Genomic DNA, 23,710 nt, shown 5'->3' with positions numbered 1-23,710 from the left:
AAGCAATGAAACATTACTCTAGAAGTGCTTATGTCGCCTCGGCTGTCAATTCTTCGCCTGTTGACGTTTGAACTTGCAACTGCTGCATCAACCAATTGGCTGCCGCCGTATTCGTCCCCACCGTTAAACGTTCTAACGTTTGTTCCACAAGGCCAATCGGTAGCCCCGTCAATACTTGTGAAGATTCGAGGGTCTCATATACACCCACTTCAGATAGCCCAAACGCAAAAAGCTGTCTACCTTTAACATCAATCACCCAATATTCAGCAATTCCCAAACTGGCATAAAGCTGCTTTTGCTCATCCAGATCAATATTCAGCGTCGTATCTGCAATTTCTCCCACCAAATCAGGCAAACGGTGGCGATTCAGCTCAATGCGGCGAGGTTCACCCGGTTGCCACCGAGGAAAACTCTCTCCCTTATACAGCACTAAATCAGGCGCACAGGCATGAGTATCGGGTAGCTCCAATAAACAACGGCCATAGGATTGCAAGGCATCTTCAGGATGTAAAAAGGCCCAAACAAAAAAGACTGCTGTAATTAAATCACTAAATGAAGCATGATTTGGCCCTTCTGTCCCCATATCAACCCATAACCATCCTGCATGAAACGCAATCTTGCGCCAGTCGTCTTTCCCTTCCCGGATAGCCACATAGTCTTGCCAAGTTGCGTCCCGACGCTGGAAGATCAGCGATTCAGTTTTGTCCAGAGAAAGAGTCATGGGTAGACACCTATCGCATCTTTTCATCATATCTCCATTGATTTAGATGCTTGGCAATGGAGGATAGAGTGAAGGCTTTTGTATAAACGCTGACCTGAATACCTAGCAAACTTAAAACTGGTCCCAGGAGAATACTGCGTGATGTCCTAATGCAACAAACAGTGGGCATACTGAGTCGCCCGCTGCATCAACAACTCATGGGTCGATCGTTCGGGTTCATCTGGTCCAGGACGTCGTTGAATAAACGTTCCATCCGGCTGCAACTCCCAGGCTTGGCGATTATCCGAAAGCATAATTTCCAATAACTCTCGCAGCTCCGCCACTAAAGCCGGATCCTCAATGGGAACCACCGCCTCCACCCGACGATCTAGATTGCGTTGACGCCAATCCGCACTGCCAATTAGCACCGTAGGCTGCCCCTGGTTATGGAAATAGAAAATGCGGTCATGCTCCAGAAAGCGACCGATAATGCTGATTACATTGATCGTCTCGCTGACTCCCTTCACACCAGGTTTCAGACTACAAATCCCGCGCACAATTAGATCAATCTTCACTCCCGCTTGAGAAGCACGATACAGGGCTCGAATAATTTTAGGATCGACCAGGGAATTCATCTTGGCGATGATGCGGCCTGAGTTGCTCTGGCGCTGGTGATCGATTTCTCGATTGATCAATTCCAAAATGCGATCGCGCAAATTGACCGGAGCCACCAACAGCTTCCGATAGCTTTGATGGCGAGAAAAACCCGTCAAATAGTTAAACAGATCCGTCAGATCCGCCCCTAACTCATCGCGACAGCTCAGCAACCCTAAGTCCGTATAGAGGCGAGCAGTTTTCGGATTATAGTTACCCGTGCCGATATGGACATAGCGACGGATTTGCTTGCTTTCTCGACGAACCACCAAGGCAATCTTAGTGTGGGTTTTGAGGCCCACTAACCCATAGACCACATGGACACCGACTTTCTCTAACTTTCTAGCCCAGACAATATTATTCTCTTCATCAAATCGGGCTTTTAACTCCACCAGGGCCACCACTTGCTTGCCATTCTCCGCCGCAGCAATCAGACTGCTGACAATGGGAGAACTGGCCAACCCTTTGTCCGCTGCCGTCCGGTAGAGGGTCATTTTAATCGTTAAAACATTGGGGTCATGGGCGGCTTGGGTGATAAATTTTTGCACCGTCGCTGTAAACGAGTCATAGGGATGATGGACGAGAAGATCGCCCCCCCGAATCACCGAAAAGATATCCGTGGGCGATTCCTTGATAGCTTTGTCTGGATGCCCATTGGCGGCGACCACAGGCATCTCTAACTGTTCCACCTTGCGTAATCGCGAGGGCACAATGGGAGTCCAGGGCGCCTGCTGCAGATGGGGGAAGGGGAGAAAGGCCAGCCCCATCAGATCACTTAGGCCGAGTAGCCCCTCGATATGATAGACATCGCTTTCATCCAGCTCCAGTTCCCGCATCAGGGTCTGACAAATAAAGTCTGGTGTTCCGGTTTGAATCTCCATCCGCACCACCGACCCAAAGCGGCGTTTGCGCAGTTCTTCCTCAATGGCCAGGAGTAAATCATCCGCCTCATCTTCTTCCAGCTCTAGATCGGCATTCCGGGTAATCCGAAATGGGTAACAGGCCTGAATGGTCATGCCTGGAAATAGAAATTCTAGGTTTTGGGCAATCACCTGTTCAATGGGGACGCCACTCCAGCGGCAGGTCGAACAATCGCAACTGTTCTCCGGTAATTCAATAAACCGGGGCAGCATACTCGGCACTTTAACGCGGGCGAAATGTCCATCACCCGTTTGGGTGTCTTTGACCAGCACCGCTAAATTCAGACTGAGATTGGAGATATAGGGAAATGGATGACCAGGGTCTACGGCCAATGGCGTTAAGACCGGAAAGATCTGATCTAGAAAATACTGATGGAGAAAGGCAACTTGTTGCGGATTGAGATTGTCGTAGTCGAGCAGGCAAATATTCTCTTTCGCCAGCTCAGGTTTAAGGAATTCCGTGAAGTATTGATGTTGTTGTTGAATTTCAGGTTTCAACTCCCGGTGAATGGCATCGAGTTGCGCTTGGGCCGTTAATCCATCAAGAGAACGCTGGGTGACCTGAGCGGCAATTTGCTGCTTTAAGCCCGAGACGCGCACCATAAAGTACTCATCCAAGTTCGAGCTATAAATAGCCATAAACTTGAGCCGCTCCAACAGCAATGTGCGCTCATCAAAGGCTTCATGCAAAACCCGTTGATTAAACTTCAGCCAGCTAATTTCACGATTGAGGTAATAGGCTGGGTCCTGCAGATTAATCTCGGGCGGAGATGCTGCAGTTTTTTGGGGTGGTGGGGTAGGCGCAGGAGCTGCACCATTGGTTTGCACCGCTGCCATAATTCGATCCGCCTCTGCCTGACTGACCGAGCTGCTGGGGGTGGTGGCTTCGATGTGTAAGCGATGGCTGAGGGCAAGCACTTCTTTGGAGCTTAGCTGCAGCTCCCGTGCCAAGGTATAAATTCGAATGCTATCTGAACCCATGGGTTTGTATTTATCTGGAGTGATCTAAGGCAGGGAACGGGGGTCTGGAGAAGAAGCGCTTAGAGCTTAATTTTGCTGGTCGTAGGTAAACGATACGTTAAGCATGAACACTCCGTTGCAGCTATCGTTACATAGGTTTATCGCTGACCCGATATCGAAAAGGGGTTAGACCTCGGACCCAAGATGATTGATCTGGGCGGACTGAAGGCTGAACTTTCGATGATGAATCAGTCATTTTCAATCCTAATAGATGTTAGAGGTTGTGGTCGGTGTTTAGGGAGCTGTTGCTGATGGAGCAAGCCTTTCTGCCCCATCACAGATCCAATTTTTTTGAATATTTTCTGACAAAGGTCAAGATTATTAGTGCGGGTCTTAATATGCCGATGTTATATTTAAATCTCTGCTGGGGGTATTCACTGATGACAGTGCTTTTATTTGAACGTACTGTTCATACTTTTTTCGCTACGAACGACTCAACAGCAGGTGCAACATCATGGTCCTTACCCAACCGAATTTAGCCATGTCCTCTCACAACTCTGATGACTCACTTTCAGATAGTGAACTCATTCAAACCTTTGTAGAAGGGTTTGTTCAAGGTCGGCCTGTTTTATTGTCCAACGCTAATCTGCGTACTGAGCCGTTGTTCGATAGTATGCAGCTAATTGACAATAAAGAAGGCGTGATTTCGACGGCGAACCTCAAGCAAGCTCCTATCTCGGCGAAAATTCGTCCCGTATCGGCCTATTGGGGTGTGCTCCATGACGCCATGATGGATCAGAGCTTTTATCCCCTGGCCAAAAGCGATATGAGCGATTGCTATATTTATCGCTATTGTGCACCTTCCAACGACTATGAAATGCAATGCACGACGGCCCGAGAACTGTGGCGGGTGTGCTGGGGGCGGGGCTATAGCGTCCGGTCCGGTATTCCTTTGGACTTGATGATCTGGGGGCATGGTCCCACCAGCCATCGAGAAAAATGGCATGCCCTCCGCAATATGGAATGTGAGAACGGCCAACTAGCCATCAAGATTTTAGGAGGCACCATCCGGGTGGATGGGGAAGATTTAGTGGTCTGGGCGCGTAAAAACGCCAATACCCGGCTATCTTCCGTTAATCGCCAAGATCGTGATGGTCAGAGTCCTTTGCGGGCAGGCATGCGGGGCTATCTTCGGTTGAACAACTAACCCATCGAGCCATCACGGCTCGCAGACAACAGAACAGACGGGCCTAGTCACGGCATCGTCAGCGCCAGCCTGCCAAGGCAGACCTACTGGGCCTGCTCTCGCATCAGCTGTTGGATTTGGGGATTGTAGAGCCTGAGATAATTCCAATAGTTCTCAGAGACGGATTTGACATAGTTTTTCGTCTCTGGGAAAGGAATCTCTTCGACAAACACATCGACATCCGTCACTGAAGTCTGTTTAACCCATCGATCTACATTACCAGGGCCAGCATTGTAGCTTGCGATCGCAAGCATGGAATTGTCGTTGTAGTTGCGATGGGTATAGTCCAGGTACCAGGTGCCGAGATTGATGTTGTCATCAATGCCGTCGATTTGATAGTCTTTGAGACCTGCTTTTTCACTCACCCATTCAGCGGTTTCTGGCAGCACCTGCATCAGCCCTACGGCTCCCGCGACGGAGCGGATTTTGGGCTGGAACCGAGATTCCTGCCGCATCAGGCTCAGCACCAGCAATGGATTCAGATTGCGCTGGTTGGACCATTTGCGAATGGGGGTGAAGTAGGCCAAGGGAAACAGGGCCTGTTCAAAGCCCAGATGATCTTGCCACTTTTCGACCAGCTTTTCGGGATCGTTTTCCTCCCGTGCCCGAGTTTCCAGATTGGCCAGCATATAAATGCCGTCTAGGTATTCCTGCACCCCGAGGCGCAATAATCCATCCGTGAGCTGCTCTGATAAGCTGGGCTGCTGGCGATTGCGAAACTCCCATTGCCAGCGAGCCCAGGCGGTTTTGCTCTGTCCGAGCTGGTATAGCTCTTTTAGGGCAGGAGAGCCGGTAGCCAAGGGCAGCTGCGTACTGGGAAACCGAATTTGGGGTTGGAAGGAGCGAATCGACGTAAAATCGCCGACGTTCCAGCCCGATAGTACCGCTGCTCGCCAGGCATAGTAGGAGTCAGGATAGGTCTGCCAGAGGGTTTGAAAGGCTGCTTGCCGATCCTCTGCGGTGGAGGCCCATTTCCCGGCCCAGAACACGGCAGTTGCGGCCTGGGGGCTATTGGGATTTTGCGCTTGGATGTCCAAGGCCAACTTGCGGGCACCAGCCAGATCCCCTGCCTTCCGCTGCCGCTCTGCCTGCTGCCACCGTAGGGCCGCTGCATCGTTGGAAGCGGAAAACTGTTGCAGCAACGTTTTCTCAAAGGTGGAAGACGGCTGTTTGGCCTTCTCTAACCGCTGAATTCGCTCCCCGAGGATTTGGGCGGCTAAGGTGGGCTGCTGGTCTTGACTCAGCTGAAAGGCCCGATCATAGTGTTGGGCTGCTTTGCTCAAATCTTTCTCTAAGCTAGCGAGCTTGCTCAAGGCCAGGGGCGTTTCTTTGGCCTGGGGATAGGCGGCGATCATTTTTTGATAGGCGGCAATCGCTTTTTTCTTTTCTCCCCCGAGCTGCAAGCCCCGTGCACCTCGATAAGCCGTTTGGGCAGTCTGGGGGGCTTGGGCATAGGCCAGTGCCCCCTCCTTATACAGTTGTTTTTCCCAGTATCCAAAGGCGATAATTTGCCAATCAGCGGGTTTGAGTTGGCCTTTGAATTCCTTCGTCAGCTGGGTTAAGTAGTCTCCGTAATTGGTTAAAAATAAGCCATGCTCCGCAATCAACATCAGCAGAGGCAACTGCTTGGGCTTTTTCTTTAACTGCTCTACAGCAATCTTCACCGTATTAGGATGGGCGGGAAAATCAGCGATGGCTTGCTGCCAGAGTTCAGGCTGTTGCTGGCCGAGTACAAATAAAGCTTCTGCTGCAGCGGGTTCTTGGGGATAGTCGGCAATAATGCGCTGCCAAGTCTTGGTGGCTTGCTCTGTCTGCCCCGCTAGGGTTTGGGCCTCAGCCTGGAGAACGGCGATATGGCTCCCTAATAGAGGGTAACGCGCTTCCAGCCCCTCTAACCACTGCAGGGCTTCTGCCCCTTGGCCCAGGTTAATCAAGTCCGCAGTTAACACATACCGGGCCTGATTCTGTTCTTGGGCAGTGCCCTGCTGGGCCAGCTGTTTAAGAGGCTCTATCCGCTGTTGGGCAGGGAGAGGCCGTAACGCCACCAGAGCGGAATTGACGGTTGAAACCTGTGGCGATGGCAAGGGCTGATCCGTGGATTCCAACTTTGGTTTCAAAAATAGCCAGGCCAACCCTAAGACGAGGGCACTGCTGAGTCCCATGGAGATGATCCAAGGGGCTAAGCGCTTCAAAAAATTGGGAGAACTGCCCATGGGTTTGAAAAAGGTTAAAAAATAGGAAAACTCATTGCATTCTAGAAAATAATTCGAGAACCCGTAATGGGTCCGTTGCGTTTAATGACTCATCCTTCAAGGGTGAGAGTTAACCGACTACTATGGAAGTGAATGCAGCTCTAGTTTAAGCTGAGGAGCCCCCTAGTGAATCTGAATCAATCTCAGCGTTTTTCTGCTGGCTTATCTGTGATTCGGTCTTGGTTGACCATTGCGATTGTTGTGGTCTTGTTCGGATCGATTGGCTTGGGCTGGGTGCTCAAATCGTTACTGGTCTTATTTGGTTTAATCCTGGTGACACCCGTGGTCCTATTTGTGGGGCTGCGCTGGTGGTTGGGCCGCAACTTAATCCAGGGAACTTGTCCCTCCTGTGGCAACCCGCTAACGGGACTTAAAAACACCCAGACCACCTGCCCCTTTTGTGGCCAATCCGTTGTCGTCGAAAACGCTAACTTTCAACGTCCCACGGAGCCAGGCACCATTGATGTCCAGGCGGTAGATGTCACCAGTCAAACCATTGAGTAGCCCCAAGAGGAGCTAGGGGACGAAGCGCGGATCGCTACTTTGACAGATTACCGTGGTGGGATCGAGGTTAATCAGGGCTTCGTTAGAAAAGTCGATAGCCCAAGCCCTTCGGGTGGTTAACGCTTTTGAGTCTTCTCGGACAATGGCAAAAATGGCCTGTCGGTCCTGATCGGTTTGCTGGCAGCCTTGACTCAAGGCCAGTTCATCCTGGTGCAGTTTTGACAGGGGTTTAATTTGGACAATTTTCCAGACGGCCTTTTGGTTTTTGGTGTAGCGGACAAGCCGCTGCAGGAAAAAGTACGATCCTTCTTTGCGATCGCACACGACGCTGCCATATTCATATAGCCCTTGCTTCCCCAATAGAGCATCGGCATAGCCGGGGCAAAATTCAGCAGGAAGTTCTGTATATTCTTTCCCTTGCCAAGCATGGGTACACGCTTGGGCTGGTGATAGTCCCAATGTCAATAGACTCAGGATTCCGATTTGGCAACATTGCCGCACTCTGGGCAACGGAGGTAACCCATGGGCGAACCATGGGTTTAGCCTAAACATCGATTGATGAATCATGTCTTTTTTATGCAAATCACCCGTTTATGACCAACTGTTTAATTCAATGTTGAGATACCCTTGCAGTCAAAACATTACTGGTCATAGCTCCTGGAGTCAAAGTTCTTTGGCACAAGAGATCGCTTTTTACCTAAATCAGGGAAAACTAGGTATAGGGATGATTTCAGAGTTTTAGCTTTATTCTGTCGGCGAAAAATTTCAATCATACCCATCTGTTCCCTTAACTCAACGACGGCTTCAGATTGTCAAGGACTCGGTTGAATACCGGGAATGGACCTGTTTGCGCCATTTCATCAGCTTATTTGTCCTCTCTCTGCAAGAATTCCCCCCTAGGAGCAATTAGTGATCATGCGGCGCCATCAAGACAAAATTAGAGTGGGTGAAGTCCTACTGCAAAAAGGGCTAATTAGTTCAGCCCAATTGCGTGATGCGTTAGCCACTCAACGAACTAGCCATCAAAGACTGGGCGAAATTCTGGTTCAGCAGGGAGTGGTTACTCCCAAGCAAGTCCGCCAAGCTCTAAATGAGCAACGTTGGCGCAATGTGATTGCCACCTGCGTGTTAACCGCTAGTACGCTGCTCCCTAGCTTGCCCAAAGTCATGGCTCAACTACCAGAAGTAACCGATCAGCGTCGCCCCAAGGAGCCGCTATTTTCCCATAATGATATTGGCGGTGGAGAACCCGCCACAGGTGGCTCTCGGTTTACCCCTTCATCCTCCGAAATTTACTATCCAGCCTTTGTGGATGCACCATTGGCTAAGCAAGCTTCCGTAGACTCCCCCCTCAAAGGATTTTGTCATCCCCTCAATGGTCAGGGCTGGTTAAGTCAAGGGATTCGGGGCAGAACCCACCGAGGCCGAATGGAATATGCCTATGATTTAGCTACCAGTATCGGTACCCCAGTCTATGCCATGCGGGCAGGGAAGGTGATTGCCGTTCAGGATAAATACCCCGATACCGGGGGCGGCAAGGAAAATATTTCTCGCTTCAATTATGTTTGGATTGAGCATGATGAAGGGTATCGCTCTGTCTATGTGCATCTGCAGCAAGGCTTCCGCAGCAAAGTCTCCATCAAGTCAGGGGACCGCGTCAAGGCAGGACAGCTGATTGGCTATAGCGGTAATTCGGGCTGGAGTACGGGACCGCACCTCCATGTCGAAGTGCAAAAGCCTCATAAGAAACGTAAGTTTACAAAAACAGTCCCCTTTAAGATTGCAGGGGCTTGTAATACTAGCCCACTTGCCCGAACGGCCCAATAGATGGATTGATAGGGAAATTCTCCCCAGTCGGGTCAGATGTATTTATCATTGACTCTGAATTGGCTGGGAATGACGCATCCTCCTCTCTGTCACTGTCCTTATGAACCCCTTTAGTCTTTGGCAACGGTACCAACTGGCCCAACGCCCTGAGCTTTGCTTGGGAGCTATTGCGGTGGGTTTAGCGCTTCTCAACTTGAGCTTGGCGTGGATACACACCCGGAATGCCGATTTGGTCGCCATTATGGGTCTCTGTTGGGCCATTGTTTCCTATTCGGTTTGGACGCGACGCCAGGGTTTGCCCTTGCGCAGCGAACCCTATTCAACGGCTGCTGGATGTCTACTGATTGCTTGGGCCTGGTATAAAAGTTGGGTGATGCCTGACTACGATCCGTTTGTGCGGATTCAGCCTTTTCTCTTTTGCTTGGGGTTGGGGCTATTAGCCTCCAGTGCCAAGCGCTTGGGCACCTATCGTAGAGAGCTGGGGGTTTTGTTGGTCTTAGCCCTCCCCGAAGGGATTTTGGCCCAATGGACCGATCAAATCATCAACATTAGTGAAGTGGCGGCCCAATCCACAACGGCAATGCTCTGGTACGTAGGGGTGGAGGTGAAGCGCCAGGGGGTGTTTGTTCTCCTGCCTGGAGGCGGCATTGAGGTCTATCGAGGCTGCTCGGGGCTTAAGGCGATGCTGGAACTCCTGAGACTGTCCCTCATCTTTCTGGTGATGGTGCCCACTCGCGGGTGGGAGAAGCTGGTGGTGCCTTGTGTGGGCGTGGGCTTAGCCTATGGGGTGAATGTGATTCGCTTAAGCGTGATGACCCTGTTGGCCGCATCCGACTATCAAGAGGCTTTTCACTATTGGCATGAAGGGGAAGGCTCGAATCTTTTTCCCGTGCTAGCCATGCTGATCTTTGCGGGCTTTTGTGTCTTTCTTCTCCATCGCAAGGATACGCCCAAGACGGGCAGCACCTCGAGTACCCCAGCGACCTTGCCTCGATGGCGGTTGCTGACCGTTGCACCCGTGCTGGCGGGCGCGGTAGTGGTTCAAGCCGGAATCTTGTGGAAGGCCATGACCCTGGATCGCCAACCCTTTCAGTTTCCTCAACAGGTGCCCCTGAAGCAGGCAACCCTAAACCGCAGCCAGGCCCGTCCGGGGCAACAAGGCAATGCCTATTCTGAAATCCTGGCTCAGCATCAATATCAATATCTAGTCCAAGGTCTGGATCTTCAAATTGACATGAGCTATGTGACGGGTACCACCGGGGACTTGCTCCGCTTTCTAGAAAATTACCCGATTGCAGATCAAGCCCTGCAGCCTTTACCTCAGCTGCAAGTGCGCCAGCAAGGAGCGAACTACTATGCCGTCTATACCCATGGGGATCGAGCTTACTTGAGTGCCTGTCTGGATCCAGGGGGATTAGGGACGGTGGAAGAGGGGCATTTTATCCACAATTGGAATAGCCATTGGTATCTGCTGGGCCGAGACTATATTGACGATCGCTGTCTTTGGATGCATCTGTCGATGCCCTTGAATCAGCAGCCCCCTCAGCAAGTTTTCTCTATTTTGGAATCAAATTGGTTATCCTGGCATGAATGGTGGCGAAATCGCATGCCTAACCTGAGTCTTTAGCAAGTGAGGTGGCTTATCTGTCCTGTACTGTACGAGAACTGATTATCCATGGCAAAACAACAACCTGCTCCATCGACGCCTGCACCGCCCAGTAAGAATCAGTGGCTGTCTACCTTTGTATTGCGGATCGCAGGCTATGGGCTGCTGCTATTGACCTTAGTGGATACCTTGGCTCTTTTAATTCCGCCCCAGCTGCAAGATCCAGCCTGGGAATTAGAAACCATTGGTAGCTTGGTTGAGCGGTCTCCCGTGCCGCTGATTGGCTTTGCATTGGTGATCTCTGGGGGGCGTCGATTCCGTCAGTCCCTGGATCGGTTCTGCTTTCAGGTGATACCTGCTTTAGCCATCATTATTGGCGTGATTTACTGTCTGATGATTCCTTTAGGGATTTCCGATAGCCTCCGATTAGGGAGACAGAACCAGACCACCAGCGCAGCCTTGGTGAAACAAGCGGCGGACATTAAAAATCTGGAGCAGCGTTTGAGTGAGGCCCCGGCGGCAGAAGTGGCGGAATGGGCACAAAAATTTCAGCCGCAGTTGACGGAAGGGCGGGATCAAGAAACGATTAAAGCAGGCGTCTTAGGGCAACTCAAATCGAATTTGGCTAGCTTGCAAAGCCAGATCAATCGAGCCTCTGGACAACCGGCTCAACTCTTCAAACAGACGATTAAATGGTTAGTTGGCGCTTTGATTGCGGGGCTGTCTTTTCTTTATATTGGCAATACGGCTCGTAAATTTCCGAATGTGAGAACGAGGTAAGGGTGTTAACCCCCACAGATCAGTCTTGTTTACGCCATAGACGCCACCAGCTAGGACAACAGTTCCAAGGTAAAGCACTGTTCTGGTCTGGAGTAGCCCCTCCCCGCAACTTTGCTGCCAATCAGTTTCCCTTTCGTGCCAGCAGTCATTTTTTGTACTTGGCTGGATTGCCCCTACAAAATGCGGTGATTGGCCTAGAGGCGGGTCAGCTGACCTTATTTTGGGATGAGCCCCACCCCGATGCCGCCCTATGGCATGGTCCGAGCTTGAGTCGAGCCGAAATCGCAGATCAGATCGGGGCTGAGACTCACTTACCTCTCTCTGCGGTCTCTAGCTGGGCAAGCCATGCAGCTACCTTGCCTGTCCCCTCATCAGCGACCCATCAACAGCAAATCGAGTGGCTAGGACGTCCTATTCCGCCGATTCAAGAGAGTCAGGATCAGGAGGGCAACCGGGATTATCATCTAGCGAATGCCCTTATTCAATTGCGGCTACAGCAGGATGAGTTTGCTCTGGCCCAGCTACAGCAGGCGGCCGACATTACGGTGGCAGCTCATTTGCATGGGATGAGATCAACCCTTAATCACGCCTCTGAAGCAGCGATTCGAGCCGAAATTGAGTTCGTGATGATGGCCCACCAATGCTCGACGGCTTATGCCAGCATTGTCACAGTTCACGGCGAAGTCCTTCATAACGATGCTTATCCCCATGCCTTGGCACCGGGCGAATTGCTGTTAGTGGATGCTGGGGCAGAAACGCCCCTAGGCTGGGCTGCCGATGTTACCCGAACATGGCCAGTATCAGGACAGTTTTCTGCCACCCAGCGTGATCTGTATGACCTGGTCCTGGCGGCTCATGATGCTTGTATTGCCGCCATCAGACCTGGGGTAGAATTTCGCGATCTGCATCTGTTGGCGGCTCAGACCATTGCCTCGGGTCTGGTCGAGATCGGCATTCTCAAGGGACAGCCTGAAGCCCTGGTAGACCGGGATGCTCATGCGCTGTTTTTCCCCCATGGGATTGGCCACCTACTAGGGTTGGATGTGCACGACATGGAAGATTTAGGGGACTTGGCAGGCTATGCACCGGGGAGACAGAGATGCGATCGCAGGGGGTTACGCTATCTGCGTTTAGATCGGCCCTTACGCCCTCAGATGCTGGTCACCATTGAACCCGGCTTTTACCAAATTCCTGCTCTGCTCCAGAACCCTAACCTCCGCCAGCAGTATCGGGATTGTGTCAATTGGGATCGACTGGCCCAATTTGAAGATGTCCGTGGAATTCGAATTGAAGATGATGTGCTGGTCACGGCCGAGGGATGCCAGGTCTTAACGTCGGCTTTACCCACCCAAGCCGCTGAAGTGGAAGCCTGTGTGCAAGGCTTAACGGCTTAATCGATAAGACTTTCCCTTCGATTCCCTCACCGCCCGCTAGTTGGTTCTCCTAGAAAGCAGTTCTAAACATTCCGACTTCCTGGTACTTTGAGAAGAAGGCCTAAAGGCCACACCGTATCCTGGGACGCCAGACCCTCTTCTGGGATGTTCCATTGCTCCTTTCGATGCAACTGTATCCATGCGAATTGCCTTTTTTACTGAAACCTTCCTGCCTAAGGTAGATGGAATCGTCACCCGCCTCTGTCATACGGTTGCCCATTTACAACAAGACGGTCACCAAGTTTTAGTTTTCTCACCCGATGGTGGCATCACGGAATATAAGGGAGCCCAAGTTCATGGTGTTTCTGCTTTTCCCCTCCCCCTCTATCCTGAACTGAAATTAGCGCTCCCTCGTCCCTCTATTGGAGATGCCCTGACTCGGTTTCAGCCCGATCTCGTCCATGTGGTCAATCCGGCGGTGCTGGGATTAGCTGGATTATTCTTTAGTAAGATGCACCACATCCCCTTGGTCGCGTCTTACCATACCCACTTGCCCCACTATTTGAAGTACTACGGCTTAGGTATGTTTGAAGGGGTGCTGTGGGAAATGCTCAAAGCGGGGCATAATCAGGCCCTCTTAAACCTCTGTACCTCGAATGCCATGGTAGAAGAGCTGGGGGAACAGGGAATTGAACGTCTGGCCCTGTGGCAGCGCGGGGTGGATATTGATACCTTTCAGCCAGAGTTAGCGTCGGCGGATATGCGCATGCTGCTCAGTCAAGGAAATCCAGATGCGCCCTTGCTTCTCTATGTGGGCCGACTCTCTGCCGAGAAAGAAATCGACCGCATCAAGTTGATCTTGGATGCCATGCCCTCGGCTCGCCTCGCATTGGTGGGGGATGGTCCCTATCGTCAGGATCTGGAGAAGCATTTCGCGGGTACAAAGACCTATTTTGCTGGGTATATGTCTGGCACAACCTTGGCTTCGGCCTTTGCCTCTGCTGATTGCTTTATGTTCCCCTCTCGAACCGAAACCTTAGGATTGGTGCTCCTGGAAGCCATGGCTGCGGGATGTCCCGTGGTTGCCGCTCGCTCTGGCGGCATTACCGATATTGTCGAAGATGAGGCCAACGGATATCTGTTTGACCCCACTAGTGATCAAGACTTTATCCAAGCCACCCAACGTTTACTCGCTAATTCCGAAGAGCGAGAAACCATTCGCCGTAATGCCCGAGCAGAAGCAGAACGGTGGGGCTGGGCAGCAGCGACTCGGCAATTGGAAGGCTATTATCAGACGGTTCTGGAGAAACAGTCTACGTCTGCCGTGACGAGGACTCCTTCCTCTGCCACGGTTTCGTCTAAGTAGCGGCGTCTACCGCTCCTATGTCAAAATAATTATCTGCAAATAGGTAACCCGCTATGTTTGAAGCCCTATCAGATCGGCTTGAATCCGCCTGGAAAACCCTCCGAGGTCAGACTAAAATTTCGGAGTCGAACATTCAGGACGCCCTCAAAGAAGTTCGGCGAGCGCTCTTGGAAGCGGATGTTAATTTACAAGTCGTTAAAGATTTTGTTGAAGACGTGCGGGAATCGGCCTTAGGGGCCGAGGTGATCACGGGGGTGCAGCCGGATCAGCAATTTATCAAAATTGTCCATGATCAGCTGGTTGAGATCATGGGGGCGACCAATGAGCCCTTAGCGGAGTCCAATAAGCCGCCCACCGTGATTTTAATGGCGGGTTTACAGGGTACCGGTAAAACCACGGCAACGGCCAAACTTGCCCTGCATTTGCGCAAACAAGAGCAGACATCTCTCCTGGTGGCCACGGATATCTATCGACCCGCGGCCATTGACCAGTTGGTGACCCTGGGGGAGCAGATCGATGTCCCGGTCTTTCAACTGGGAACGGATGCGAACCCCGTTGAAATTGCCCGCCAAGGTCTAGCAGCGGCCCGGGAGCAAAATGTAGACACGGTGATTGTGGATACCGCCGGTCGTCTGCAAATTGACCCCGAAATGATGTCGGAGTTGGCGGACATTAAAAAAGCCATCAAACCGGACGAGACCTTACTGGTTGTCGACGCTATGACGGGTCAGGAAGCGGCAAATCTGACCCAAACCTTCCATGATCAGATCGGTATCACTGGGGCAATCCTGACCAAGATGGATGGCGATACCCGTGGGGGTGCAGCCCTCTCGATTCGCCAAATTTCCGGTAAGCCCATTAAATTTGTGGGGGTTGGAGAAAAAGTTGAGGCGCTGCAGCCCTTCTATCCGGATCGAATGGCATCCCGCATCTTGGGGATGGGGGATGTGCTGACGCTGGTGGAAAAAGCTCAGGAAGAGTTTGACATCGCCGATGCGGAGAAGATGCAGAAGAAGATCATGGAGGCTCAGTTTGACTTCACTGATTTTCTCAAGCAAATGCGCTTGCTCAAGAATATGGGGTCTTTGGGCGGCGTGATGAAGCTGATCCCAGGGATGGGCAAGATATCCAACTCTCAGCTCCAGGAAGGGGAAACCAAGCTGCAGCAGACGGAAGCGATGATTAACTCCATGACCAAGGAGGAGCGCAAGAATCCCCAGTTACTCTCTAATTCCCCGAGTCGCCGTCGCCGGATTGCCAAGGGGTCGGGCTATACGCAAAACGATGTCGGCAAGCTCGTGACGGAATTCCAGCGGATGCGATCGATGATGCAGCAGATGGGACAAGGACAAATGCCCGGTATGTCTCCTGCGGGTGGAGGCAATCCGATGATGGGGGGTGGCCGTCCTAGTCGTGGTGGCTGGCGTGGCGGTATGGGCAAGAAGAAGAAAAATAAAAAGAGAAAAGGATTTGGTGATTTGTAAGCGATCGCAAGCCTGCATCGCATAAGCCCCTAACGCACCCTGCTGATGTGCCCCAATTCCTGTATGGCAGGGTGGCTTGAGCTGAGAGAGGCCGGTTATAGGGTTAAAGAAAAATGATTAAACGTCCGATCCAGCTGATAGCCTAGGGATTCATACAGGGCTTGGGCTGCAGTATTGGTCTTTTCAGTAGCTAATACTAAGCGTATCGCTCCGGTTTCTCGGCCATAATCGGTGGCTGTCTGCATCAATTGGGTGGCAATACCTCGCTGGCGATGGGAAGGGAGCACAAATAAGTCGTTTAAAATCCATACCCGCCCCATTGAGACGGAAGAAAAACTGGGGTAAAGCTGGGTGAACCCAACGCCACTGTCTTCATCTATAGCGAGGAAGATGGTGGAATCTTGATTGCGAAATCGATCAGCGATAAACTGCTCGGTCGCATGGACATTGGAGAGCTGGTGATAGAACACCCGATAGTGGTCAAATAACATGGCCACATCAGCAAGATGGTCTGTATTGGCTAACACGATATTCATATGAAGAGACTCGTATCAGTTATTCGGTAAAGCCTTGTTCTAAGAGAATTCTAGCAATTTTAGCTTTGTGGGCCGCTTCCCATTCTTCGAGGGATAGAGACGCGTCTTTTACGGTTCTTTGGTAGGCAATCTCATAGACAGCGGCTTGGTCAGCCGCTGGAATAACGGCAATTCCCTCTTCGTCCGCAACGATAATATCTTGGGGGTGAACGTGAACCCCGCCACAATAAATCGGTTTGCCCAGGGTTCCCAGGGTTTGTTTGATGCCAGGGATGGGACTGACCCCTCTTGCAAAAACGGGGAATTGGGCTGCTCGAACTTCAGCGATATCTCGGATCACACCATCAACGACAAAACCAGCAATCTGCCTCCTTTGGGCAATAGCACAGACATTCCCGCCTGAAACGGCATAGTCTACATTACCGGCTTCGACGACGATGACACTCCCTGCTGGGGCACGGTATATCGCGGCATGGAGCATCAAGTTGTCTCCAGGTGGACAGCGTACGGTGTAGGCGGGTCCTGCAATTCTCGGTATTTGAGGCCAAAGTTCTTTAATGCCAATATCCATAAACTGCTTGCGGCCTAAGGCATCGGCGTAGACGGTCGGCGATAATGCTCGGAATTTGGAATAGTTGGTCATGGGTAGACTTAACCTGCTTGAGCTTGCAATTAAAAGCGATGACTATTGATAGTGATTCAGTGTATTTTGCGATTCAACTGTTCCGCAAATCTGTATATCTGGCAAACTTAAGAACGATCCATTAGAATGGACAGCGTGCTCGAATTGTTGCTCACCAATCTCTAGAAATTCTTCAAATTAAGGTTTTCGCAGATTTTTTGTGCCGCTGACTTTCAGCATTAGGTATGAGTGCAAAAAATTTCTGATAGCACTCTTTCGCCTGTCAACAAATACAGGTGAAATGTTCCCCATTCCGAACGTTAAAACTACATGACTTTAGCTCCTCTCTCATCTGCTGCTTCTGATGTGAAGCAGAGTCGAACGGATGCGTTAATATCGCATGCCGACTATGTCAAACAGTTACGCCCTTTATTGCCTGATGAAGCTTTTACCCCCAATCTGAATAAAATTTGGTTTTTGGTGATCAATCTAGCAATGCTAGTCGCTGGTTGGGCTATTGCGAGCTATATGGATCAATGGCAATGGTATTGGTTATGGCTATATCTGCCTATTTCCCTGGTGATGGGGAATAGCGTCATAGTGTTGCTCTTCAGTTGTCATGACTTGATGCATGGCAGTGGGGTCAGACATTCAAGACTATTTCGCTTAGTTAGCTTTTTGGGACTATCTATGTTGTGGATGCCACCTACACTCTGGCGTGCGGTCCATAATCGTGAACACCACCGCAATACCAATTCTGAGATTGATCCTGATCGTAACTATCTCTACAATCAGCCCAATACTTGGGGTAAATGGATCCAGGATCGGTTTGTGCCGTCTAATGAAGTCAGTCCCTTTGGGTTAATCGTGGGGATGGGCCATGCTTGGGGGGTTCATACCTTTAGGAATATGACATCTGTGGTGTTATTCAATCGTAAGGATGTGGATTATGTTCCGGCAGCATTTACGATCAGCCGCCGGGAGCGATGGGCAATTGTTAGAGAAGTTTTTCTCATTATCCTGGTTCATGTAGGTATCATGGCTAGCCTGAGTTTTGACCCTGTGAAATTGCTCTTCAGTTATTTCCTACCGATCTGGATTGGCCATGCAGGCGCCATGTTTTACATCTACACCAACCATATGCTGTCACCGATGACGGCCATTAATGATCCGCTAGTCAATAGCGTTTCTCTGAGGGTTCCTAAGATCTTTGATGTTCTGCATTTTAATTTTTCATATCATACGGAACACCATCTTTTTCCGGGAATGAATTCTGACTATTACCCAATGGTGCAGGAGTTGCTACTGAAGCACTATCCTGAGCGCTTTCATTTACTGCCTGTCGGCCAAGTATGGAAGTTAATGTTGGAAACACCTAGGCATTACGAAGATGATCAGACCTTTACCACTTGGTCAGGTGAGCAATCTATGATTTGTCCTTTGACGATTGATCCTTAGGAGGCCGAATGTCACGGTTATGGGGAAAATCAGATCAGGTACGGATTGAGAATAGACTTCAAGCTTTAATGGATTTGGGCCAGACTCTCGAAGATGCATTATGGATTGTGCGAGAAGAGGAGAAGATTGGAACGATGCATCTGTGGCCTGCGGTAGAATGTGTTGCCAACGTTAATAAACGTGAGGCAAAGCGCATAGTGATTCGGGCTTTTCGGCATCCCCCTAACTTGGAATTATCCTAGGAGTTAGCCCATCAGGGATGACCTCAAGATGAAGAAAATACTGATCGTGTGTCTTGTAGTATTGGTTGGGTGTCGACCCAGCGTGGAAGAGCGGATGAAAGCTAGAGGTTCAACTGTTCCACGTAATGCCAGAGAGAAGGTCATTTTTGACTATTTCTATGCCTTGCGAGAGCAACGTTATGAGGACGCTTATCAACTCCGTGCCTTGGACCTTAGCCTGACTCCTCCTTCCCCTAAAGATTTCTTGAAATACAAGAAAATCCATCAAGAAAACCATGTGTCTTTGGCAACTCATATTGCTGTTGGTGATGAAGAAAGAGGGTTAGAAGATGATCCTTGTGAATATCGTTACACCGTTTACGCTGTTCAGTCGGGCCATACTACTCTATTTAGGGCTTGCTTCGAAAGTCTAAGGTTGAATATTTGCAGTGTATCCAAGTGTTGAGCGCCCTTGAGAAGTGCAAGGAAAATCGTTCAAAATACTCAAAACCTTTGCACATGCACCCCAATGTATCGTCGTCCATCCCCCGGTCAACTGTCCTTTAAGAACTTCTACTTGCCCTTCGGAGGCAAACTATCAGAAGAGAATCGCTGGGTCAAACTCGCCGAGCTGATTCCTTGGGAGAGCTTTGAGTCAGAGTATGCAGAGCAATTCAGTCAGACCATGGGGGCACCTGCCAAACCCTTTCGTGTGGCCTTAGGGACCTTAATCATCAAGAGAAACTGGGTGTATCCGATGCAGAGACCGTAGAACAGATTCGAGAGAACCCCTACTTGCAGTACTTTCTGGGGTTTAGTGAATATCGAGAGAGTGCTCCGTTTGATGCCTCCATGCTGGTTCACTTTCGCCAACGGTTGAATCTAGAGCTACTGACTCAAGTCAACGACGCAGTCGTGGAATCAGTGCTCGCATCTGAGGGTTCTCCTGTTGTGATGTCCCCTGAGTCATCTCCTTCTCCTGAAGATGACGAAGATGAGCCTCCTGCCCCTCCCAACCAGGGCCAATTGTTGATAGACGCGACCTGTGCGCCAGCCGATATTCGCTATCCGACAGACTTAGATCTGCTCAATGATGCCCGCAAAGCGAGTGAAGCCATCCTTGATGCTTTATATGCTCAAGTCATGCTGTCTCTCAAGGGCAAACCTCGCACCTACCGCCAAAAGGCCCGCAAAGCTTATCTGGCCATTGCCAAGAAACGTCAACCGAGTCGCAAGCTGATTCGTAAAGGGATTCGTCAGCAGTTGGGCTATGTGCGTCGGAATCTAGCCCACATTGATGGATTGATAGCTTTAGGAGCGTCTCTGTCCCGACTGTCCCGGCGACAGTACCGTCTGTTGCTGGTGATTCATGAAGTCTTTCGACAGCAAGAGTGGATGTATCAACAGCACGTGCGTCGAGTAGATGACCGTATTGTCAGCCTCACTCAGCCTCATGTCCGACCGATGGTCCGAGGCAAAGCTGGAGTACCTGTTGAGTTTGGGGCCAAGCTATCCCTCAGTTGTGTCAACGGATGTGTGTTTCTGGAACGTTTAAGCTGGGATGCGTTCAATGAATCCCAGCATCTTCAATATCAAGTGGAAGCTTTTCATCGTCGCTTTGGCCATTATCCTCTCTCAGTCCATGCCGACCAAATCTATCGAACCCGAGCTAATCGACGATGGTGTAAAGCTCGAGGTATCCGATTGAGTGGACCACCGTTAGGAAGACCTCAACAAGACCCCCAGGTGCAGGGCCAACTCAAGCAACAAGCACGGGAGGACGAAAAGGTGAGAGTCCAAATTGAGGGCAAGTTTGGGCAGGCCAAGCGAAGATTTGGCTTGAATCGAGTGATGGCGAAGTTAGCGGATACGGCTGCTAGTGCGATTGCTATCACGTTCTTGGTGATGAATCTAGAGCGGTGGCTCCGCCACCTTTTATCATTCATTTTTGGGTGGGATTGCTGGTGTTGGAAAGCGTTATGGAGCTGCCAGGGCTGCCTTGGGGCTTTTCTAGGGCCAGTGAAGGAATATGGCCCTGGCCGTCACAACTGGGTTGATTGTACGATTTGATGCCAGGAATTAGCTCAATTTACTTTTTCAGCAAACCCTATTTAGTGGTTTGGTCGGCCTGCATTCCAAACCTGATCAACCTGGAGTGTGCCTTATTGGCTATAATTCTGCGTTTGGCTTTTTTCCTTAACGAAACAGTCTAGATCTGTAGCGACTGAGGTTGATGAATGCACCTGCTCAAAAGGAAAGACTGATGACCCAACTGGCAAAGCAGTTGGCCATAGAAGTTCTGTCGATTGTGCATCAGTTTGAAGCGGGCGTAGCTAATGGATCGGGGATGCCTTAGACTTCGGAATGGTTACCCCTGGGAATAGGGAGTCAAACCGTTGATTGACCCAGGCAAGCCGCAGCATGAGTAGATGATTGAAACCATCCTCACTCCAGCGCATACCAACCCCCTTAAAGCGCTGTTGAATCAGCCACTTACAAGCACTTTCGACCATTCCTGACCCCAGCGGTATCTGTAGTTGTTCAAAGTGGCGATATTGGATGTGTCGCAGATGGCGCTGGAAATAAGCCTGTACCTGGAGCAACGTCGTAAAAGATTTGCCCGTAAACAATTGTGAGTGAATCAACATCGTCAAGGACCGCAATACTAATAGGTGTTGCCCATGTCGCAATTGGTGTCGCCAGCGCCGAAACCAGGCTTGGGCTTGAGCAGAGCGAACATCCCCAAACATCACTTTTGTTGCTCGTGCAAGATGGCCTGCTGCATGAAAAAATCGAGAACTGCCACAGCACAGTGAGAGAACAAGGTGCGGTAGACTCGCCAGAAGCCTCGCCCCCATCACTCAACCAGATGACGCTTGGGGCCGATTCAAAGTCTTGTTTGCGGGCTTCGAGTTGCAGTAAGGGGATGAACTGGTCGATATCGCCCAATACTGCTACCAGTCTTCGACGCAGTAGTTGGGGGACACTCTTTTTAGCTCGGGTGAGCCGTGTTCCCAGGCGGGCTAAGATAGCGACTTTAACTTCTCGCCACTGGATTTTTCCCTTGGGGGTTTTCGGAGTGGGGCGAAAGGGCACCATCACACCGTCAGCAGCAATGGCCAAAGGCAGAGCAGACAACACCTCTGAAATCGCTTCACTAGGAGCCTGTTCACCTGATGCTTGAGCTTTGAGTTGAGCCTCTAGCTCCTGATAAGCTTTGTTGCCCATGACTTGCACCCAATTCCACAAGCTTGATGAACTGACGGATAAACCACTCCACTGACTCAGCATCCAACTGGCCAGTTCATAGGGCATAAATAGACTTAACAAGCAGCCTAGACGCACCAGTTCTTTACTGCTGTGCTGGTAAGAGGTAATCCCAATGGATTGGTCCAGAGGAGCTGATAGACTACCTGGACACCCTTTTGGACAACGACCCACCCGTCGCTTTCAGTAAATATTTCCCACCAGTGTCTGCATCTGACGAGATTCCCATCCCTTCGAGTGCAAGCGGGTTCCGCAGGTGCTACACCTAGGCCATTCAAATACTGTTTTTGCTCGCCGTGAGAGTTCATCCTCCAGAAGCCATCGAGCCAAATACAAACCCATTTGCAGAACGATATAAACCATCTGACTCAGGCTGGGTGATTCTTTGAGTGCTTCGACCTGTTCTAGAAATTCGTGATGCTCTAGTACGGTTGGCAATTGCGATGTTAGGCTCATGACAAGTTTTTGATTCGGGTACAGGATCTATTGTCCTTGACCCGTTTTTCTTTGAGCCATACATCCCCGATTCTGTGCTTACGCCCGTTTGAAGCAGATTATCCCCGCGATTAGATGTATGCTTTTGCATTGATAGCTCCTGCTGAAGGGACATGTATTGGTGTTGCGATCGCAACTGAATAAACCTGAGCAACAGTCGCTCAATCCTATCTCCAGAAAGGCCATCAAGCATAACAGGCGATACGCTTGCCTTACGATGTCTGGGTCTACTTCTTCTTTTCCCGACTGAGCAAAGCCACACTAAAGGTGACCAAAATAACACCGAAAATTTGGAGTGGATTGAGGGTTTCTTGAATGGCAAACCATGCCAAGACAACCGTTAACGCTGGATTGGTAGCCCCGATAATGGATGCTGTGGTGGCCCCAATCAGGCGAATCCCCATATTGTTGAGCAGGTGGCCGCTTGACGTGGCAATGGCAGATAACAAGCCCCCAATCCATAAAGGCCCCCACTCAATGGCTTCAGGCTGTGTCCAGAACAACAAGCTGATACAGGACAAGACCAGCGTAACCGCGAAGCTAATCCAGGTATAGGGAACGGGATGGACACGCTCAAAGCTTTTTTGAGCAAGAACCGTATAGATGGCATAGGCAATACCTGATCCAATGCCTAATCCAACCCCTAACGCATTGGCCGTTAATCCAGTTTGAGGAACCGTAAGGGCACTCCCGACCAGGACTAATCCCATGACCGTCCAGCGAAATCGGGAGGGTGCAGCACCAAAGAAGTACCAGGAGAGGAGGGCTGTAAAAACGGGAAAGGTGAAAAATAGGGTTAGGGCAATTCCAGTTGGAATCAAACCCACAGAGAAATAGAGCAGTGCCAGGTAGAGGTACATAAATCCTCCACCCAGCAGCGATCGCATTAGGTCAGGGCGATTCTGCTTTTGACCCAGCTTTCTTAAGTCCCACCACAACGAAGGGTAAAACAGCGGCGTCATGGCTGATACCAACGGCACCACCCAAACCATCCGCATCGCCATTAACAAAAAAGAGTTGGGGAGAGAAGGGGCAACGAACCCTCCTGTTTGCAGCAGGCCAGCAACAGTGTACTCGTTAAATAGAATGCGGACGATAACGTTTTGAAAACAAAAGAAGACGGCGCCCAGTAAGACGATCAGAAAACCAATCATAGTCTGGGGCAACTCATACATCTGCCTTTACAAAGGTCCAGTTGATTTTAGGCAAGGCACCTTTCATCTTTTGCAAACAATTCATGGGGTGGCAAAATGGGTAGTCACAATTTATTCTTGAGAGTATTTTTACGGCAAAGTTGCCTGAATATTAGTTGTATCGCGTTATAGGTACAACACATTGGAAATGAACAAAATAAATCGTTACTGCCCAGGCTTAAATCATTGTGTTGAGAATGAAGGTATAACTCTATCTGAGACTATGTTTTAAGCACACCAGCAGTC

18 protein-coding genes and 2 pseudogenes are annotated in these 23,710 nt (G+C 50.4%); 12 read left to right on the top strand and 8 right to left on the bottom strand.

Going from position 1 to position 23,710, the window contains the following annotated elements; all coding sequences use genetic code 11:
* Positions 1 to 28 precede the first annotated feature (28 nt).
* Together ON05_RS10470 and ppk1 are read right to left on the bottom strand one after the other, a co-directional pair.
* On the bottom strand, positions 29 to 721 hold the full coding sequence (locus ON05_RS10470) for a Uma2 family endonuclease (protein ID WP_010467662.1): 693 nt from the start codon (positions 719 to 721) through the stop codon (positions 29 to 31).
* 146 nt (positions 722 to 867) lie between these two features.
* On the bottom strand, positions 868 to 3,255 hold the full coding sequence (ppk1, locus tag ON05_RS10465) for a polyphosphate kinase 1 (RefSeq protein ID WP_010467663.1): 2,388 nt from the start codon (positions 3,253 to 3,255) through the stop codon (positions 868 to 870).
* Positions 3,256 to 3,748: 493 nt separating this feature from the next.
* On the opposite strand from ppk1, the gene ON05_RS10460 reads away from it, so the two are divergent.
* Entirely contained in the window at positions 3,749 to 4,441 is a 693-nt protein-coding gene (locus ON05_RS10460) for a hypothetical protein (RefSeq protein WP_010467664.1), read from the top strand.
* 83 nt (positions 4,442 to 4,524) lie between these two features.
* On the opposite strand, the gene ON05_RS10455 is transcribed toward ON05_RS10460, so the two are convergent.
* Positions 4,525 to 6,693 (bottom strand): transglycosylase SLT domain-containing protein, encoded by a 2,169-nt coding sequence (locus ON05_RS10455; protein ID WP_010467665.1) that lies wholly within the window; start codon positions 6,691 to 6,693, stop codon positions 4,525 to 4,527.
* 165 nt (positions 6,694 to 6,858) lie between these two features.
* Here ON05_RS10455 and ON05_RS10450 point away from each other — a divergent pair, with 165 nt between their 5' ends.
* Positions 6,859 to 7,236, top strand: a complete 378-nt coding sequence (locus ON05_RS10450; protein ID WP_010467666.1) for a hypothetical protein — start codon at positions 6,859 to 6,861, stop codon at positions 7,234 to 7,236.
* Positions 7,237 to 7,248: 12 nt separating this feature from the next.
* Here the strand turns inward: ON05_RS10450 and ON05_RS10445 are convergent, their stop codons facing one another.
* Positions 7,249 to 7,803, bottom strand: coding sequence for a hypothetical protein (locus tag ON05_RS10445; RefSeq protein ID WP_010467667.1), 555 nt, complete (start codon positions 7,801 to 7,803; stop codon positions 7,249 to 7,251).
* 348 nt (positions 7,804 to 8,151) lie between these two features.
* Here ON05_RS10445 and ON05_RS10440 point away from each other — a divergent pair, with 348 nt between their 5' ends.
* The 6 genes from ON05_RS10440 (at position 8,152) to ffh (ending at position 15,672) form a co-directional block, all read left to right on the top strand.
* Entirely contained in the window at positions 8,152 to 9,063 is a 912-nt protein-coding gene (locus ON05_RS10440; RefSeq protein WP_010467668.1) for a M23 family metallopeptidase, read from the top strand.
* A 100-nt stretch (positions 9,064 to 9,163) separates the two neighbouring features.
* On the top strand, positions 9,164 to 10,690 hold the full coding sequence (crtA, locus tag ON05_RS10435; RefSeq protein WP_010467669.1) for a cyanoexosortase A: 1,527 nt from the start codon (positions 9,164 to 9,166) through the stop codon (positions 10,688 to 10,690).
* A 48-nt stretch (positions 10,691 to 10,738) separates the two neighbouring features.
* A complete protein-coding gene (locus ON05_RS10430; RefSeq protein ID WP_010467670.1) occupies positions 10,739 to 11,449 on the top strand; it encodes an HpsJ family protein in 711 nt (236 codons plus the stop codon).
* A 2-nt stretch (positions 11,450 to 11,451) separates the two neighbouring features.
* Positions 11,452 to 12,843: an aminopeptidase P family protein gene (locus ON05_RS10425; RefSeq protein WP_010467671.1), complete on the top strand. Its 1,392-nt coding sequence runs from the start codon at positions 11,452 to 11,454 to the stop codon at positions 12,841 to 12,843.
* A gap of 178 nt (positions 12,844 to 13,021) precedes the next feature.
* Positions 13,022 to 14,188: a glycosyltransferase family 1 protein gene (locus ON05_RS10420; RefSeq protein WP_010467672.1), complete on the top strand. Its 1,167-nt coding sequence runs from the start codon at positions 13,022 to 13,024 to the stop codon at positions 14,186 to 14,188.
* A gap of 53 nt (positions 14,189 to 14,241) precedes the next feature.
* Positions 14,242 to 15,672 (top strand): signal recognition particle protein, encoded by a 1,431-nt coding sequence (gene ffh, locus ON05_RS10415; protein ID WP_010467673.1) that lies wholly within the window; start codon positions 14,242 to 14,244, stop codon positions 15,670 to 15,672.
* A 95-nt stretch (positions 15,673 to 15,767) separates the two neighbouring features.
* On the opposite strand, the gene ON05_RS10410 is transcribed toward ffh, so the two are convergent.
* Positions 15,768 to 16,208, bottom strand: coding sequence for a GNAT family N-acetyltransferase (locus tag ON05_RS10410; RefSeq protein ID WP_010467674.1), 441 nt, complete (start codon positions 16,206 to 16,208; stop codon positions 15,768 to 15,770).
* Between the two features lie 19 nt (positions 16,209 to 16,227).
* On the bottom strand, positions 16,228 to 16,851 hold the full coding sequence (locus ON05_RS10405) for an RraA family protein (protein ID WP_010467675.1): 624 nt from the start codon (positions 16,849 to 16,851) through the stop codon (positions 16,228 to 16,230).
* 309 nt (positions 16,852 to 17,160) lie between these two features.
* Here ON05_RS10405 and ON05_RS10400 point away from each other — a divergent pair, with 309 nt between their 5' ends.
* The 4 genes and pseudogenes from ON05_RS10400 (at position 17,161) to ON05_RS10385 (ending at position 20,566) form a co-directional block, all read left to right on the top strand.
* The gene (locus ON05_RS10400; protein ID WP_010467676.1) at positions 17,161 to 18,288 is read left to right on the top strand and encodes a fatty acid desaturase; all 1,128 of its coding nucleotides are present in this window, start codon (positions 17,161 to 17,163) and stop codon (positions 18,286 to 18,288) included.
* An 8-nt stretch (positions 18,289 to 18,296) separates the two neighbouring features.
* Positions 18,297 to 18,530 (top strand): hypothetical protein, encoded by a 234-nt coding sequence (locus tag ON05_RS10395; protein WP_010467677.1) that lies wholly within the window; start codon positions 18,297 to 18,299, stop codon positions 18,528 to 18,530.
* A 94-nt stretch (positions 18,531 to 18,624) separates the two neighbouring features.
* A complete protein-coding gene (locus ON05_RS10390; RefSeq protein ID WP_262561545.1) occupies positions 18,625 to 18,975 on the top strand; it encodes a hypothetical protein in 351 nt (116 codons plus the stop codon).
* Positions 18,976 to 19,038: 63 nt separating this feature from the next.
* Positions 19,039 to 20,566: pseudogene (locus tag ON05_RS10385) on the top strand (IS5 family transposase).
* Positions 20,567 to 20,842: 276 nt separating this feature from the next.
* Here the strand turns inward: ON05_RS10385 and ON05_RS10380 are convergent.
* A pseudogene (locus ON05_RS10380) lies at positions 20,843 to 22,232 on the bottom strand (ISKra4 family transposase).
* A gap of 266 nt (positions 22,233 to 22,498) precedes the next feature.
* Positions 22,499 to 23,425 (bottom strand): DMT family transporter, encoded by a 927-nt coding sequence (locus tag ON05_RS10375; RefSeq protein WP_029315007.1) that lies wholly within the window; start codon positions 23,423 to 23,425, stop codon positions 22,499 to 22,501.
* Positions 23,426 to 23,710: the final 285 nt, after the last annotated feature.

Source organism: Acaryochloris sp. CCMEE 5410, assembly GCF_000238775.2.
In the GTDB taxonomy this organism is placed as follows: Bacteria; Cyanobacteriota; Cyanobacteriia; order Thermosynechococcales; family Thermosynechococcaceae; genus Acaryochloris.
This window is presented reverse-complemented; position numbering and strand designations above follow the sequence as displayed.